Annotated in this window: 17 protein-coding genes and 1 riboswitch; of the genes, 10 read left to right on the plus strand and 7 right to left on the minus strand. The window is 68.8% G+C overall.

Translation table 11 applies throughout. The annotated features are described in order from the left end of the window. Positions 1 to 47: 47 nt before the first annotated feature. Positions 48 to 1340, minus strand: a complete 1293-nt coding sequence (locus SBI80_RS20555) for an acyltransferase family protein (RefSeq protein WP_318976636.1) — start codon at positions 1338 to 1340, stop codon at positions 48 to 50. Positions 1341 to 1448: 108 nt separating this feature from the next. Then, positions 1449 to 1557: riboswitch (TPP riboswitch) on the plus strand. Between SBI80_RS20555 and SBI80_RS20560 the strand changes: the two genes are divergently transcribed. The 4 genes from SBI80_RS20560 to SBI80_RS20575 all read left to right on the plus strand — a co-directional run bounded on the left by SBI80_RS20560 (position 1549) and on the right by SBI80_RS20575 (position 4952). Continuing rightward, positions 1549 to 2169: an ECF transporter S component gene (locus SBI80_RS20560; RefSeq protein WP_318976637.1), complete on the plus strand. Its 621-nt coding sequence runs from the start codon at positions 1549 to 1551 to the stop codon at positions 2167 to 2169. Its footprint overlaps the riboswitch before it by 9 nt. Further along, complete coding sequence (locus SBI80_RS20565) at positions 2166 to 3665, plus strand: ABC transporter ATP-binding protein (protein WP_318976638.1); 1500 nt, start codon at positions 2166 to 2168, stop codon at positions 3663 to 3665. Before SBI80_RS20560 ends, SBI80_RS20565 begins: the two co-directional genes overlap by 4 nt. Beyond that, entirely contained in the window at positions 3662 to 4444 is a 783-nt protein-coding gene (locus tag SBI80_RS20570; protein WP_318976639.1) for an energy-coupling factor transporter transmembrane component T family protein, read from the plus strand. The genes SBI80_RS20565 and SBI80_RS20570 overlap by 4 nt, the downstream gene beginning before the upstream one ends. After that, positions 4431 to 4952, plus strand: a complete 522-nt coding sequence (locus SBI80_RS20575; RefSeq protein ID WP_318976640.1) for a nucleoside/nucleotide kinase family protein — start codon at positions 4431 to 4433, stop codon at positions 4950 to 4952. The genes SBI80_RS20570 and SBI80_RS20575 overlap by 14 nt, the downstream gene beginning before the upstream one ends. A 20-nt stretch (positions 4953 to 4972) precedes the next feature. On the opposite strand, the gene SBI80_RS20580 is transcribed toward SBI80_RS20575, so the two are convergent. Next, entirely contained in the window at positions 4973 to 5188 is a 216-nt protein-coding gene (locus tag SBI80_RS20580) for a hypothetical protein (protein ID WP_318976641.1), read from the minus strand. Positions 5189 to 5411: 223 nt separating this feature from the next. On the opposite strand from SBI80_RS20580, the gene SBI80_RS20585 reads away from it, so the two are divergent. Both SBI80_RS20585 and SBI80_RS20590 read left to right on the plus strand, forming a co-directional pair. Continuing rightward, entirely contained in the window at positions 5412 to 6320 is a 909-nt protein-coding gene (locus SBI80_RS20585) for a hypothetical protein (protein ID WP_318976642.1), read from the plus strand. 111 nt (positions 6321 to 6431) lie between these two features. Continuing rightward, positions 6432 to 7028 carry a cadmium resistance transporter gene (locus SBI80_RS20590; protein ID WP_318976643.1) on the plus strand — a complete coding sequence of 199 codons (597 nt, stop codon included), beginning with the start codon at positions 6432 to 6434 and terminating at the stop codon, positions 7026 to 7028. A 7-nt stretch (positions 7029 to 7035) separates the two neighbouring features. Here the strand turns inward: SBI80_RS20590 and SBI80_RS20595 are convergent, their stop codons facing one another. From SBI80_RS20595 to SBI80_RS20610, 4 genes are all read right to left on the minus strand, one after another. Then, positions 7036 to 7941, minus strand: a complete 906-nt coding sequence (locus SBI80_RS20595) for a TIGR03620 family F420-dependent LLM class oxidoreductase (protein ID WP_318976644.1) — start codon at positions 7939 to 7941, stop codon at positions 7036 to 7038. A 187-nt stretch (positions 7942 to 8128) separates the two neighbouring features. Beyond that, positions 8129 to 8491, minus strand: a complete 363-nt coding sequence (locus tag SBI80_RS20600) for a nitroreductase/quinone reductase family protein (RefSeq protein WP_318976645.1) — start codon at positions 8489 to 8491, stop codon at positions 8129 to 8131. A gap of 35 nt (positions 8492 to 8526) precedes the next feature. Continuing rightward, complete coding sequence (locus SBI80_RS20605) at positions 8527 to 9516, minus strand: amidohydrolase family protein (protein WP_318976646.1); 990 nt, start codon at positions 9514 to 9516, stop codon at positions 8527 to 8529. Between the two features lie 132 nt (positions 9517 to 9648). Continuing rightward, positions 9649 to 10431 carry a bestrophin-like domain gene (locus SBI80_RS20610; RefSeq protein ID WP_318976647.1) on the minus strand — a complete coding sequence of 261 codons (783 nt, stop codon included), beginning with the start codon at positions 10429 to 10431 and terminating at the stop codon, positions 9649 to 9651. A gap of 312 nt (positions 10432 to 10743) precedes the next feature. Here SBI80_RS20610 and SBI80_RS20615 point away from each other — a divergent pair, with 312 nt between their 5' ends. Further along, positions 10744 to 11100, plus strand: coding sequence for a CDGP domain-containing protein (locus SBI80_RS20615; RefSeq protein ID WP_489685609.1), 357 nt, complete (start codon positions 10744 to 10746; stop codon positions 11098 to 11100). 58 nt (positions 11101 to 11158) lie between these two features. Here SBI80_RS20615 and SBI80_RS20620 read toward each other — a convergent pair whose 3' ends face one another. Next, positions 11159 to 12661, minus strand: coding sequence for a PucR family transcriptional regulator (locus SBI80_RS20620; protein WP_318976649.1), 1503 nt, complete (start codon positions 12659 to 12661; stop codon positions 11159 to 11161). 104 nt (positions 12662 to 12765) lie between these two features. Here SBI80_RS20620 and SBI80_RS20625 point away from each other — a divergent pair, with 104 nt between their 5' ends. From SBI80_RS20625 to SBI80_RS20635, 3 genes are read left to right on the plus strand one after another with little or no spacing between them, the layout of a single operon-like run. Then, a complete protein-coding gene (locus SBI80_RS20625; RefSeq protein WP_318976650.1) occupies positions 12766 to 13677 on the plus strand; it encodes a polysaccharide deacetylase family protein in 912 nt (303 codons plus the stop codon). Positions 13678 to 13689: 12 nt separating this feature from the next. Then, entirely contained in the window at positions 13690 to 14601 is a 912-nt protein-coding gene (locus SBI80_RS20630) for an NAD-dependent epimerase/dehydratase family protein (protein ID WP_318976651.1), read from the plus strand. Positions 14602 to 14632: 31 nt separating this feature from the next. After that, a complete protein-coding gene (locus SBI80_RS20635; protein WP_318976652.1) occupies positions 14633 to 15430 on the plus strand; it encodes an SDR family NAD(P)-dependent oxidoreductase in 798 nt (265 codons plus the stop codon). The last annotated feature ends 16 nt before the right edge of the window (positions 15431 to 15446 follow it).

The following is a 15446-nucleotide window of genomic DNA, read 5'->3' on the forward strand; positions in this document are numbered from 1 at the left end:
AATGAGTCCGACGGGCCCTCCCGGCGCTGGTGGGGCGGGCGCGTCGCTCACCGACCGGACCCGGCACACGCACGCGCCGCGGCGGCCGCCACGACGAAGGCGCCGAGCGCCGACCACCCCGTCACCCCGCTCAGCCCGTCCTTGGCCATCGACAGCACGGCGAGCCCGGCCACGCACACCAGGATGCCGGCAGCGACCGAACGGGCTCCCCTGGCCCGGCTGGGTGCGTCCCACCAGGGCAGCTTGCGGTGCTCCAACGGTGAGAGCAGGACGAACGCGACGAGCATGACCACCGCGAACACCGCCTCGCGCAGCGCGAGCAGCGGCCAGAAGTGGGCTGCGTGCACGTCGTAGGCGTCCAGGCCGACGGCATGCAGCGAGAACGTGGCCACTGCGATCGCCGGGATGTGCCAGAGGTAGAGCGTCATGGCACCGCCGTTGCCCCGCGCGACGACACCCCAGACCCGCGGGCGCTGGGCCCACCGCCGAATCGGTCCGACGACGGCGACGAACAGACACGACATCCAGGTGCAGTGCAGTCCCAGCAGCAGCGTCGGCGGCGAGACGTTCGACAGGCGTTCGGTGCCGGTGACGACGAGCGAGACCTCGTAGGGCCCGAGCAACGCGAACCCGACCTGCGCGGCGAACGCCACCACGGCGATGGCCAGGGCCGCCCACGGGCCGAGCAAGCGGCGGGCCAGCGCGACGCCGATCACGACGGAGATCAGCCACACGAACAGGAAGTTGGCCAGCCCCGCCTCCGGCGTGCCGACGGCAAACCGGATGGCGTCGTTCGAGGCCGCGGCCGTCAGCAACGCGAGCACGACGCCGACGACCGCACGCCCCGTCCGCAGCCGCGTCAGCGCGGGCACGAAGGCCAGCGCCACCAGGTAGACCCCGAGGAACCACAGCAGGGCGACGCATTCGCGGCCGAGGCCCACGGCGGATTCGGCACCGAGCACCATCCGCGTGATGAGCAGTCCCACCACCCAGGCGGCGAGATACCAGAACACCGGGCGGCACAGACGCTGCGAGCGGGTGAACAACCACGTGCCCCACGGCGTGCCCGGCTTCCAGCCGTAGGCACCGGCGGCGCCGCCGGCCAGGAAGAACAGGGGCATCACCTGCACCACCCAGGTAATCGGCGCCAGCGCGGGCAGTTGGCCAAGCAGATTGCCGATCCACAGGCCGCTGGAGTCGATGGTGGCCAGCAGCAGCGCGCAGTGCCCGAACATCACCACCAGCAGCGCGGCGAGGCGGGCGACGTCGACGGCGCGGTCGCGGCCGGGGGGCGCGCCGGCCATCGCCGACGCGTCGGGCGAGGGCTTGGTCAGTGCCATGACCTCAGCATGCCGGGCCGCGGGCCGTTGCACATGAGTAGTAGTACCCGGATGGGTCACCATGTCGGCGATCGACCTCGAGCGGCAGACGTGCTCTAAGTTGGTAGTCGCAATCCACGCGGGAGCGCACACCGGGTGCGCTGAGAGGACGGCTGGTCCGTCGACCGTACGAACCTGACCGGGTAATGCCGGCGTAGGGAGTGAAGTGATGAGAACGTCGTCCGTTACCGAGAAGGCTCGCCAGGTGCACCGCTGGCGCGTCATCGACATCGTCGTAGCCAGCGTGCTCGCCGTCGCGTCGGGCATGGTGTTCGTGCTGTGGAACGTCGCGTCCAATCCAATCAGCGCTCCGCTGGGTGCCGTGCTGCCGGGCCTGAACGCCCTCGTCGGGGGCGGTTGGCTGTTCGCCGGCGTGCTCACCGGTCTGGTGATCCGCAAGCCCGGTGCCGCCCTCTACGGCGAACTGGTGGCTGCCGCGCTGTCGGCTCTGGTCGGAAACCAGTGGGGCGTACTGACTTTGGAGTCCGGTCTGGTGCAGGGGTTGGGCGCCGAGCTGGTCTTCGCGGTCTTCCTGTATCGCCGGTGGGGTCTTCCCGTCGCGGCGCTCGCCGGAGCGGTGGCCGGGCTTGCCATGGCGATCAACGACCTCATCCTGTGGTATCCGGGCTCGGCGGCGGCGTTCGCCGTCGTGTACACCGTCGCCGGGGTCGCCTCCGGTGCGCTCATCGCCGGAGTGCTGTCCTGGCTCGTGGTGCGCGCCCTGGCCCGCACCGGCGCACTGTCACGCTTCGAATCCGGCAGGCAGGCCAAGCGGCTCGACGCGGCATGACCACGCCGCACCCGGGCCGCCAGGGCGGCGCTCGGGTCGACGCGCGAGGGTGGGGATGGCGCCATGCCGGCCGCTTGCGGCCGACCATCGAGGGCCTCGACCTCACCATCGAGCCAGGGCAGCGAGTGCTGCTGCTCGGCGCATCCGGCTCCGGGAAGTCGACCCTCCTGCACGGTGTCGCGGGACTGCTGGGCGGCAGCGAAGACGGTTGCGAGAGCGGGCAGTTGCTCGTCGACGATGTATCGCCCACCCAGACCCGGCATCGAATCGGCATGGTGCTGCAGAACCCCGACGGCCAGGTCATCCTGCCCCGAGTCGGTGACGACGTCGCGTTCGGCATGGAGAACTTCAACGTCCCCCGCGACGAGATCTGGTCGCGGGTCCACGAGGCGTTGACCGACGTCGGGTTGGCCGTCCCGCTCGATGCCGAGACGTCGACACTGTCCGGTGGGCAGAAGCAACGCCTGGCCCTCGCCGGGGTATTGGCCATGCGCCCCGGGTTGCTACTGCTCGACGAGCCGACCGCCAACCTCGACCCGGCGGGGGTGATCGAGGTGCGTGACGCCGTCGCGGCGGTGGCGGACCGCACCGGCGCCACGCTGGTCGTCATCGAGCACCGCACGTCGGTGTGGCTGCCCGTCGTCGACCGGGTGGTCGTGCTCGATGAGCGGGGCCAGATCCTGGCCGACGGGCCAGGCCAAGAGGTCGTCACCCGCGAACGCAGTCACCTCGACAGGGCCGGGGTGTGGGTTCCCGGCCACCCACCCCCTCGGATCACGCGGTCCGGCAACGGCGCCCGGGAACCTTCGCTGGTCGCGTCCGGACTTGAGATCGGACAGTCCGCGGCCGAGCCGCTCTCCCATCGCCTGGACTTCGAGATCGGTTCGGGCGCAGCCACGGTTGTGACCGGCCCCAACGGAACCGGCAAGTCCACTCTCGCGCTCACCCTCGGCGGACTCATCCCCGGCCGCCACGGCCGATTGCAGGCGAGCACCGCCCTGGCACCCAGCTCGCGCCGACGCGACCCGATCCGCTGGCGGTCCAGGGAGCTGCTCACCCGCATCGGCAGCGTCTTCCAAGACCCCGAGCACCAGTTCCTCACCGGTGACGTCCGCGACGAGATAAGCCTCGGCCCCCGGGCGCTCAAGCGCTCCCCCGCCACCGTCACCGAGATCACCGACGGCCTACTGGCTCGATTGCGACTGACTCATCTCGCCGAGGCCAACCCCTACACGCTCTCCGGCGGTGAGAAGCGCCGACTATCGGTGGCCACCGTGCTGGCGACCCGACCGCGCGTCATGGTGCTCGACGAGCCCACGTTCGGCCAGGACCGCAACACCTGGGACGAACTCGTCCAGTTGCTCGCCGAAGCCACCGACGACGGAGTCGCAGTCGTGGCCTGCACCCATGACCTGGACTTCGTCGAGGCGCTCGCCGATCGGCGCATCGAGTTGCCGTCGATCCGAGGATCGGACGCACTAGGGGCGCACCCATGACGGCGCCGGTCACCTCGACGACGGCCGCTGCCCCGCGGTTGAATGCCGTAGCGAAGCTTGCGGCGACGGTGATCATTGCCTGCGCACTGGTCCTGAGCGTCGACTGGGTGTCCGCACTGACGGCACTGGTCCTCGAGATCGTGCTGATTGCCGTTCTACGAATACCGTTGCAAACGTTGATAATTCGATCCGTTCCTTTGGTGTTCGCGGCGGCGTTGACGGCGGTCACCATCCTGCTCTACGGGCAGAGGACCGGTACCGTGCACTGGCACTTCCTGCTGATCAACGTCAGCGACGGGTCGATCACTCTGGCCGTTGCCACGCTGCTGCGGGTGTTGGCGATCGCGTTGCCGTCGATTGCGCTCTTCATCGACACCGACCCCACCGACCTGTCCGACGCCCTCGGTCAAATCCTGCGGCTGCCAGCCCGCTTCGTCCTCGGCGCCCTCGCCGGACTGCGTCTGGTCGGGGTCCTCGCCGACGACTGGCGCACCATCGGATACGCGCGGCGAGCGCGCGGGGTCGGCGATCACGCCAGGATTCGACGAGCCACCGGGCAAGCATTCGCCCTCCTGGTGTCGGCGATCCGGCGGGGCTCCATGCTGGCCACGGCCATGGAGGCGCGTGGCCTCGGCGCTCACCGCACGCGCACCTGGGCACGGCCCTCGTCGCTGCACGGGCGGGACGTCGCGCTCATCGCCACCGGGATCTCGATCGCCGCCATCTCGGTCGGCGCCTCGATCGCGACGGGACACTGGAACTTCATTGGACGCCAGTGAGGTCGTCCGCCGCCTCGTGCGCGCCGAGGCCAGGACCGTACTGGTCGATGGGCGATCGGGAGCCGGCAAGACCACGTTCGCCGCGGCGCTTCAGGCCCTGTGGGAGGACAGCGCCGTGGTGCACCTCGACGACGTCTATCCCGGTTGGGGCGGGCTGAGCGCCGGCGTCGAGCACGTTCACGATGCTCTGCTGGCGCCACGCCGCGCCCACCGCGGCGGTCGTTGGCGGCGATGGGACTGGTCGCGAGAGTCACCCGCCGAGTGGCACGACGTCGCACCCGATCGACCGCTCATCGTCGAGGGTTCAGGCGCCCTCACACCGGAGAATCGCGCGTTGGCCGACCTCGGCATCTGGATCGAATGCGCCGACGACACGCGCAAACGGCGCGCGCTTCGCCGCGACGGCGCCACCTTCGCGGCGCAGTGGGACCGCTGGGCCGCGCAGGAATGCGCTCACATCGCCCACCACGACCCGCGCTCCGTCGCCGACCTCGTCGTCCGGGGATAGGTCGGGTCGGGCTCGCCAGATCAGCAGCGAGTGAGCGCCCTGTCGACGATGACGTAACCCTGGGCCGGCTCGACGGGACATTCGGCGCGAGGTGCGAGCGACAACGCATCCACCCACGTCACCATGGTCCTGCCCAGAAGGTTCGCCGTGGACGGCAGCGACCCGAGGCCGGCGCCGGAGCGCACCGAATCCAGCAGACGGCGGGCGGTGTCGGCCTGGGCTGCACTGAGGGTCATCACGCCAAGACCAACGCCTCGGACGGTGTCTGGCATTTCCACGGGTCATCTCAATCTCTTGGTGCAAGTGGCGCGAGTTGCATTCCCCTGCGCTTGCCAGCGCAAACGAATCGCTTGCTCTAGCTAGCAGTGGGGATCATCACACCGCGGATCGCCGGTCTACCTCCTCCGGCCGACGAGCGGCCTTGGGACCCCGCGCGTCATTCGCCTACATTGCTAGGTGATGCGTTTCGCCCTGATCCTCCTCTCCCTCGTCATCGGCCTCGCGCTGTCACCGATCACCCCCGCGGGCGCCCAGCCCCCAGCGGCACCGGACCTGCGCGGTTACATCGCGGTCGCACCGGAGCCGTTCACGATGGGCAACGAGGCCTACTTCCAGACCCCCGACGGTCTGCTCTGCGCGATCCAGCCCGACCACGGCGTCGCGGGATGCGGCGGCCGGCTGCCGGGCACGGTCAGCGGCGCCAACGAGATCGTGCTGTCGGCCGACGTCAACGCCGGCGGGCTGCGCGCCACCAGCTCGCACGACTTCGTGAAGTCGACCGGTGACGCCGCCCGGGTCCTGCCAGTGGGCCAGAAGCTGGTGTTCGGCGACTTCGAGTGCGCCGTCGGTGCGGGGTCCTTCACGGCCTGTACCAAGGGCCAGCCGGTGGCGCAGTGGATGGTGGTGTCGCCGCAGGGCACCGGCATCGGACCCGCCACCGAGGGCCTGCCGCCGGGTTTCCCGGACCCGAACGCCTACGTCGTGGGCGACGAGAGCTACCTGGTGGGTCAGGGCGCCAAGAACATGTTTCCGGTGTTCACCGTCGATGGCGGTTTGACCTGCTCCATCGTCGTGTCCAGCGGTGGCGAGATCGGTTGCGACGGACCGTTGCCCGGCGTCTCCGGCGGTGAGAACGAGGTCTACGCCCAGCTGCCCGGTGGCGCCGGAATCCGGCGCACCGACGCGCCGAAGTTCGGCACGCCGGCGTATCCGGGGCCGATCAAACGGCTGCCGGTGGGCTACCGCGTCAACGGCATCGGCTCGACCTGCATGGCGGTAACCGGCGGCGTGGCGTGCGTCGGCACCTTGGCCGGGGCCACGCAGGGATTCCAGGTGACACCCGACGGGGTGTCGACCTTCGGCCGCTGAGATCGACTGGTCCCATGGCGCACCAGCAGCGTTGCACGCCTTGGCGTCTCGTCCCGATGAAGCCGGGCCGTACAGTGCGGGCGTGAGTGCGCGCACGCCGACGAGGCGCCGGTGAGCGCGGGCCTGCTCTGGCAGGCACTGCTGATCTTCGTGGTGACCAACGTCGACGACCTTGTCATCCTGGCGCTGTTCTTCGGCCGTGGTGCCGATCACCGGGGGTCGACGGCGCGCATCGCGACCGGCCAGTACCTCGGTTTCACGCTCATCCTCGTCGTTGCCGTGGCGGGAGCCTGGGGAGCGACGTTGCTGCCCGCGGCCGCACTGCCCTACCTGGGACTTCTCCCGCTGATCCTTGGACTCAAGGCCGCCTGGGAGGCACGCCGAGGCACCGACACCGACGGCGATGCCCCGTCGATCGGGCCCAGTGGGCCTACGGTGTTCGAGGTCACCGCCGTCACGTTCGCGAACGGCGGCGACAACGTCGGGGTGTACGTCCCGATCTTCGCCACGGCGGGCGTGGCCGAAACGGGCGTCTACGTCGTGACGTTCCTCGTCCTGGTTGCCGGATGTCTCGCCGCGGGGCGGTACCTGGCGACCCGCCCGGTCGTCGCGCGGGCGCTGGTCCGGTGGGGCCACGTCCTGCTACCCGTCGTGCTGATCGGCCTCGGGGCCGCGATCCTGGTCGAGGGGGGCGCCTTCGGGCTGTGATGCCGAATCAGCCGATGGTGGTCAGAACCCGAGCCAGACTCTCCAGCTGCCGTAGTCCGGCGTCGAAGTCGCCGCTGGGTCCCATCACCATGACGTGATCCGCGCCCGCGGCGAGATGTCGCCGAATCGCGGCCGCGACGCCAGCCGGGTCACCATGGCCGACCACCGCGTCGACGAGTCGGTCACCGACACCGTCGAGTTCGTCGGCGTAACCCAGCCGATCGAGAGTCGCCCCGTAGGACGGCTGCCCCAGTAAAGCCGTCACCGTCTCGCGGGCCTTCGCCCGCGCCCGGTCGAGGTCGGAATCGACGACGATGGACATGCCGACGACCAGCAGTTTGTCGACGCCCAGCGCCTGCCGCGCCAGGGCGGTGTACTCCGGGGGCAACCCGGCGGGCAGTGCGCCATCGGCGATTTCCGCGGCCAGCGCCAGCATCTTCGGACCGTTCGCGGCGATCAATCGTGGGTAGCTGGCCGCAGGCGCCGGCGGCCAGGTCTGACCGTCCATGCGCTGGACGTAGTCGCGCATCGTCGACAGCGGCTTGCCGAACTCCCGTCCCGTGCTTTCCGCCTGCTGCGGATAGCCCACCCCCAGCCCAAGCACCAGCCGGCCGGGGTGTCCATCGGCCAGTTGCGCGGCGGCAGCGTGCAAGGTTTGCGGTGCCCTGGCCCATACGTTGGCGATGCTGGTGCCGAACACCATGCGCTCGGTGGCCCCCAACAACATCGCCAGTTGCACCAGCGCGTCCTTGCCGATCACCTCGTTGGTCCACGTGGTGCCGTAACCGGCGCGCTCGAGTCGCCGGGCGGCCTCGCGCTGCTCGTCGACCGACGGCGTATCGGTGAACGTCACCGGAAGGAGTGCGCCAACCGGCCCGAGGGACTGATGGGCGGCATCGACGATGGTGTTCACGAGATCCTCCTCGGGGCGGCCGGACGACCGCACGATGTCAGTGAGTGTCATCGACACTAGACGTGATGACAGACGCTGTCATCACCGCGCCGAGCGGCATGTCGCATCGAGAGCCACGCCTACCGGGCGAGCAGTGAGACCGGGGGCACGGGCCGCTCCGGGCTGGCCGCCACGCGGCGGGCTGAGGTCAGGACGCGTCGAGCCGGACGTCGACCTTGACCCGCCCGCTGGGGTCGCGCTGCGCCACGGCATGTCCGGCGCGGTCTACGCCGTCGAGTCGCACCGACAGTGGTGCGCCGTCTCCGGTGAAGTTGCGCCACCAGGTCTTGGCATCCGGCATGGCGACGGCGATCCGGACGTCGTCACCCGAGCGGCGGTAGGACACCGGGATGGTGATCTCGCGACCCGACCGGCGGCCGGTGTAGGTGAGCACTGCGATGCTGCGGCCGACGAAGCGTCCCAGGATCCGGGAGTTCACCATCGCTTCGACCGGCCCGTTCAACAGCGGAGCGGCCCGCAGGAAACCCCGGAAGAAGTCGTCGACTGCCATGGTCTCTCCCCCTGCTTCGATTCAGCCGGTATGGCTCAGCGCCGGATGCCCGCCACCAGTCTGTCCCAATTGCCCGAGGCAATCATGCGCCGGTCCTCGTCGGACAACGCGGCCTCGTCGAGGAACCTGCGCGCTGCCCCGCCCCCGGTCGGGACGTAGGGGTAGTCGGCGGCGAACAGCAGCCGGTCCGTGCCGACCACCTCCCGCGCCCAGCCCAGATAGCGCTGGCTGAAGACGCCGCCAGGGGTGAGGAACGCATTGTGGGCGACGTAGTCGGTGATGCTGCGGTCCAGACCGGCGATGGGGGCGACGCGGTCGATGCGATCCAGATATAACGCGATCATCTCGCCCCAATGCCCCAGGATCACCTGGAGGTCGGGGAACCGGTCGAAGACGCCAGTCAGCACCAGACGCAGGAACTGCAGACCGGCGTCGTAGTGCCAACCGATGCCGTGCGTGGACAGTGCCGCTCCGAGCCCGTCGCGCAGGCCGCCGTAGTAGGCCTGCCGGACTGCGGCCGGCGGGGTCTGGGGGTGCAGGTACAGCGGTGCGCGCAGCGCTTCGGCGGCCTCGAAGATCGGCCAAAACCGTTGGTGGTCGATCTGTTCGTCGCGCACGCGCGAGAAGATCAGTGCGCCATGGAATCCCAGGTGCCGTACCGCGCGCTCGAGTTCGGCGGCGGCCTCATCCGGCCGTTGCGGTGCCAGCGTGGCGAAGCCCTGCAGCCGCTCCGGGTGGCGCCGGACCGCGTCGGCGACCCGATCGTTGACCGTCGTTTGCAGCGCGACGGCGTCAGCCGGGTCGAGGTCGAACAGACCGGGGGTCGTCAGCGACAGCACCTGCTGGTCGACGCCCGCGGCGTCCATGATCGCCAGTCGTTCGTCGTCGAGGTCGACCAGCTGGCGACCGATGTCGGATGCGGACGAGAGCGAGGCCGTCGGATCACGCCATCGCTCGTCGAGCCGATCCCAGGCTGCGGCCACCTCCGATGTCAGGTAGTGCTCCTCCAACGCCGTGATCTTCACGAGCCTCCCTCGACTATGCGGTCGCGCAACCTCCCACCCTAGGACGCGAACCTGGGTGCGCGGCCAGCTCGGCAAGAGCGTTGTCCCACAATGCAAGTCGGTCGTCTCACGGCCCGCCGACCTCGCCGTCGGTCACCGGTCGAGCACGCGAAGCACCTCCTGCAGCGCGTCGGAGGACGTCGACACGGCCCCGGCGTAGGGGTGGGAGAGCTCCAACACGAGAAAGAGGTTGGTTGCGACGATGATGCCCACGATCGCCACCATCGGGTAGTGCAATCTGGGACGCTCGACGCCGTAGACGATGGCGGTGCCGAGCACCAGGGCACTGGTGACCAGGATGACGGCCCACAGCGGCCCCGGCGGTCCGGTGTCCTCGCGTGCCGTCAGCAGGCGAACGGTTCGCGCCTGACTGATCTCGTCGAGGTTGGACTGGGAGGTGGCGAGGGCAGCCTTCTGCACGTCCGTCGTCGGCCGGACCTGCTGGTAGGCGGCGTACACGCCGGCCAACGCCTCGTCGGCCGCCTTCGACGTCGCCAAGTCGGCGGTGTTCCACTCCCCGATGGCAGCCGATGCGTACCGGCGAAGCGATGACTGGATGCCGGCCCGGTCCGACCCGTCGAACACCACGGCGTCACGCACCATCTGGACGGCAGCGGCCCCCTCGCTCCGCGCGTCGCCGTCGGCGGTATTGATCTGGCCCCACATCGTCGACACGATGAAGCCGGTGAAGAAGGCGTAGACGAAACCGATGAACCCGTAGGTGAATCTGGTGACGTCGTTGTGCTCGTCGCCGGTGAGGGTCGGGAAGCGTCGCCGGACGAACCGCTGGATCAGCATCGCTCCGCCGGAGACCAACACGACGAGGAGGACGAGCAAAACCCCAGCGGGGACGTAGGACACCAGCCATCGACTCACGGCGACAACCTATCCCGCGCACGCATCCTCAGCAGGAGAGTTTGCTTCCGCCTGCGATCGCTGCACCTTTCCCTGCTCGCCTCGAGCACTACTGCATTCCGGCCCACGGGCGCCTGGCATCGGTGTTCACGGCGGTCGTCAAATCATGGTGCCCCGACCTGCGCCAGCCACACCAGCAACATCAGAACCATTGGCAACGCAAGCCGTTCCACTTCGGCAATTTCCTTGCCGTGGAGACGAACTGAGGTCTACATTGCCAGTTGGGGAGGGGAAGTCGTGAATTTGAGATTAGCTGTCGCAGCGCTTACCGCGATGGTCGCCGGGCTTGCTTGGGTCCCGCAGGCAAACGCAGACGTGCAAGCCGGGTGTCAAGACGATCGGTGGGGATTCCTCGGCATGCAGACCCGCAGCATCTGCGATGGACCCAAGCAACCAGACGGCAGCTGGGTGCGATTCCGCATGGTCTGGATACCGGCGCACCAGGTGCCGATCAGTACGAGTTGCGGCACCTACAGTTGCAGCACCAGCGGCGGCTACTGGCAAGACCAACAGATCTTCGAGAAGGTGAAGTACCCGGTCACGCCGGACACGGTTGTGCCGGGCGAACCCGACTGGCTGCCGCCCACCTACACGGATGCCAGCGGATTCACACCCGTGAACTTCAACTAGCGGCGAAGCAGGGACCGACCCTCAACCCCGTGCTGCGTTCCGGCCGAGCGCTTCTCGATCAGCGGCCGGCGGTCAGCATGGTGCGCGCCGTCAACGCGACCGCCATCGGCAGCAGCTGCTGCGCGTCGTCCAAATTGCGGCCGGTGAGCCGCTGGATCTGGTCGAGACGGTAGTACAGCGACTGGCGCCGAATGTGCAGGCGTCGAGCGGCTTCGAGTTTGTTGCCCGCGCACGCCACCAGGACCTCCAGCGTCTGCAGCAATTGCCCGCTGCGGCGCTTGTCGGAGTCGTCGAGCATGCCAATCTGTTCGTTGACGAACTGGCGCAGCGTCTCCCGGTCGCTGTACCCATCGAGCAGTCGTTGAAGCGCGAGCTGCTGTACCTCGATGACGGGGTCGGACTGGTGCAGTTCCCGAGCCAGTTCGAGGGTGGCGTGCGCATCCGCCATTGCCCTGGGTACGTCGGAGACATCCTGGACCCGGCGGCCCACGACAGCGCAGACCCGTTTGTCCCGCCCGAGCTCGCGCTTGGCCACCCGCCGCACGGTGTCGCCGAACGCCGCCCCCTCGACGTCGCGGCTGCGGGCTACCACCGCGCACAGCGAACCTCTTACGACGCCGAAGATTCCGTGCCCGCACTGGCGGAGCACCTTGTCCACGAAGTGCTCGGCGGAGGGGATCCGGTGCAAGTCTGCGATTAGGCAGACGTACTCGTGACCGTCGACGGCCACCCCGGCTGCCGCCAGCTGGGCCTCGAGCAGTCCGCGCGCCACCGAACGGTTCCCGACGAGTTGCTCGAGCAGGATCTGCTGAGCGCGGACCGCGTCTGCGACGTCCTTGTGCTCGCGGATCAGGCACAACCCCAGCACCGTCGGGGCGCGATCCAGCACCGCTTCGCACTGTGTTTCGGGTGCGCCGTCCGTTCCGATCACCAGCCGCCCCCAGGCGGCGCCGTCGACCAACACCGGCGCGTCGGCGCTCGCGGCCTCCGGATCGTGCGGACCACCGGCCTCCTCCACCAGCCGGCCGGCCCGGTCTCGAAGCTGCGCCCAAGAGCCCAGCGTGGCCGCCACCTGTGCGACGAGTTCACGCAGCGAGGCACCGCGGGCCAGTGCCACGGACAGCGCGCGGGACGTCTCGTCGGCATGACGCAGCCGGATCACCGACCGATCGATCAACTCGCTGTTCACCGCCTCGGCGACTTCGGTGAACCGCAGCACCGGCTGCATCTGCACGATGGTCAGACCTGCTTCCGTCGCCTCGACGACCATCTCCTGCGGCACCTCGATGAAGGTCCGACCGACTTCGAACAGCAGTGCCGCAACTCCGATTTCGGCCAAGCTCCGAACGTAGTGCCGTCGTGTCGGTTGGTCGACGCCGACCAGTCCCACACCGTTGGTCAGCAACACCTCGCCACCCCGCAGAAGCGGTGCGATGTCGAGCAGATCGGCGGAGTGCACCCAGCGCACCGTGTGATCGAGGTTGTCGTGCCCGCTCAGGATGACGGGGTCGGCCAACTGCAACAGCGGGTGGTCGAGCACCTCGCTCAGGATCAAACTCATACGACAGTATGTCCCATGATTCGGGCTTGTATTGCTGACACTACGTCCGTTGCAACGGCGCACGAACGCGACAATCGTTGGCGGTCACGGCAGACAGGAGCCCGATGACCGCCCAACCGGCAGTGAACCCGCGCGAGTCCACGCACCCATCCCCCGGGTGGCGCAACGGCGCGGCAGCAGTCGCCATGTTGACCTTCGCCGTCGACGGCGTGACACCGGTCCTCGCCGCAGGACGCAGGCACGCCGACAACGCGATGGCAGTCACCCACCAGCAGTTCGACGCGCGCCGTGGCACCCCGAGGCTTCTCGACATCCTCGACGAATTCGGGATCAAGGCAACGTTCTTCGTGCCCGGAATCTCCGCCGAGCTCTGGCCCGCGCTGGTGACCGAGATCGTGGAGCGCGGCCACGACGTCGCCCACCACAGCTACTCGCACCGGCCCGCCACCCAGCTGAGCGCCGCCGAGGAGCGCATCGAGTTCGAGCGAGGCTACGAAGCCCTCGCCAGACTGGGGATCACGCCCAACGGCTACCGCTCCCCCATGTGGGCCGCCACGTGGGGCAGCGCGGGACTGGCCGTCGAGCACGGGCTGACCTACGACACCAGTTTGATGGACGACGACCGCCCCTACGTCATCGAGACCGACCACGGCCCGCTGGTCGAACTACCGCCGCATTGGTCGCTGGACGACTGGGAACAGTACGCATACCTGCCCGAGCCACACCTCGGCTACGTCATCGAGCCTCCGGAGAAGGCGCTCGCCCTCTGGACCGCCGAACTCGACGGACTGCGCGAATTCGGCGGGCTGTTCCAGCTCACCGCGCACTCCTTCCTATCCGGTCGTGCCGGACGGGCGCGGAACCTGCGCCGCATGATCGAGATCATCTACGACCGCGGCGACGTCACCTTCATGACCGGCACCCAGCTGCGCGACGCGGTGCTCGCCGACCCCACCGTCGACCGGCGGCGCCTCGAACCGCTGGCCGTCGACCCCGCCGTCTATCCCACCTGGTGAGCGGAGAACCACATGAGCACCCTCGTCACGGGCGGCCGCGGATTCGTCGGACGCCACCTCGTCGACCAGCTCATCGGCCTCGGCGAACCGGTGGTCAGCTACAACCGCGACTTCGCCGTCGATGACCGCCACGGGCTCGTGCTCGTCCAGGGTGAACTGTTCGACATCCCCCGGCTGGTTCAGACGCTGCGCGACCACCAGGTCACGCGAATCATTCACACCGCTGGGCAGAGTCATCCCGGCGTCTCCATCGAGCTCCCGGTGACCACATTCGCAGCCAACGCCGAGGGCACGTTCTCCGTCCTCGAGTCCGCTCGAATGGCCGGCGTCGAGCGAGTGGTCAACTTCTCGTCGGAGTGCGCACTGGGCAACATCGCGCCGGGAACGGTAGTAGGCGAGGCCGTCACCCCCGCCCCGACCACCGTCTACGGCGTCACCAAGGTGACGGGGGAACTGCTCGGCTCGGTCTACACGTCGTTGTACGGCATTCACGTCGTGTCCCTGCGCATCACCGAGGTATACGGGCCGGGCCTCTGGATGCCCAGCCTGCTGGGCGACATGATCCGCGCGGCACTGAACCAGGAGCCGTTCCGTCTCCCCGAGGGTGGGGACCACCCGTTCCAGTTCGTCCACGTCGAGGACGTCGCCACCGCGGCACGGCTGGCGTCCATCGCCGACGCGCCCGCCCAACCGACGTACAACGTCTCCGGCGGACGGCAGGTTTCGGTTACCGAGACCGCCGCGATGCTCGCAAAGCTGTTGCCGCAGGCGACGTTCGACATCGGACCCGGCCTGCTACCGGCCTGGGACCACATGGGCGCCTTCGACATCTCCGCGGCCGAACGCGACCTCGGCTATCGCCCGCAGTGGGACCTCGACCGGGGTCTACGCGATCAGATCGACTGGCTGCGCGCGAACACCTGACACCCGAACACCACCACGAGGAGCAACACCCATGACATCGAGTGCTCGACGAGTTGCATTGGTCACCGGCGCCGCATCGGGAATCGGGATGGCCACGGCCGCCGCACTCGCCCGCGACGGTACCGACGTGGCACTGCTTTCGCGCGCCGAGGATGACTTCGGCGCCGCCGTCGAGCTCGTCGAAGGCCATGGCCGCCAGGCTATGCCGGTCGGAGTCGACGTCGGCGACCCCCGCTCCGTTCGCGATGCCTTCGAACGCGTCGAACGTGACCTCGGCCCCATACACGCCGTGCACAACAACGCGGGCATCTCGATCGTGGCACCGCTCGTCGACACCACCGACGAGATGTTCGACCGGTTGGTGCGCACCAATCTGGCAGGCAGCTTCCACACCCTGCGCGAAGCCGCCCGCGTCATGCAGCCCCGTCGCCGCGGCGCGGTCGTCAACACCGCATCCGAACTCGCGCTGATCGGCCAGGCCGGTTACGTCGCGTACACCGCCACCAAGGGGGCCATCCTGGCGATGACCCGCAGCGCCGCCGCCGAACTTGCCTCGTGGGGAATCCGGGTCAACTCGGTGTGTCCCGGCACCACCAAGACCCCGATGTTCCTCGCGGAGTTCGACGGAGCCACGGACCCAGAGGCGGAGCTCGCCGACAACGCGGCGAGCGTGGCGATGCAACGCATCGCCGAACCAGCGGAGATCGCCGAAGTCGTCGCATTCCTGCTCTCCGATCGCGCCAGCTACGTCACCGGCGCCCAGATGGTCGCCGACGGCGGCCGCACCAATTGCGTACCCGTGGGCACCATCGGCGTTGCCGCCCAATAGAACCCGATCTACGAGA

This window comes from Mycolicibacterium sichuanense, assembly GCF_033741125.1.
Classification (GTDB): Bacteria; Actinomycetota; Actinomycetes; order Mycobacteriales; family Mycobacteriaceae; genus Mycobacterium.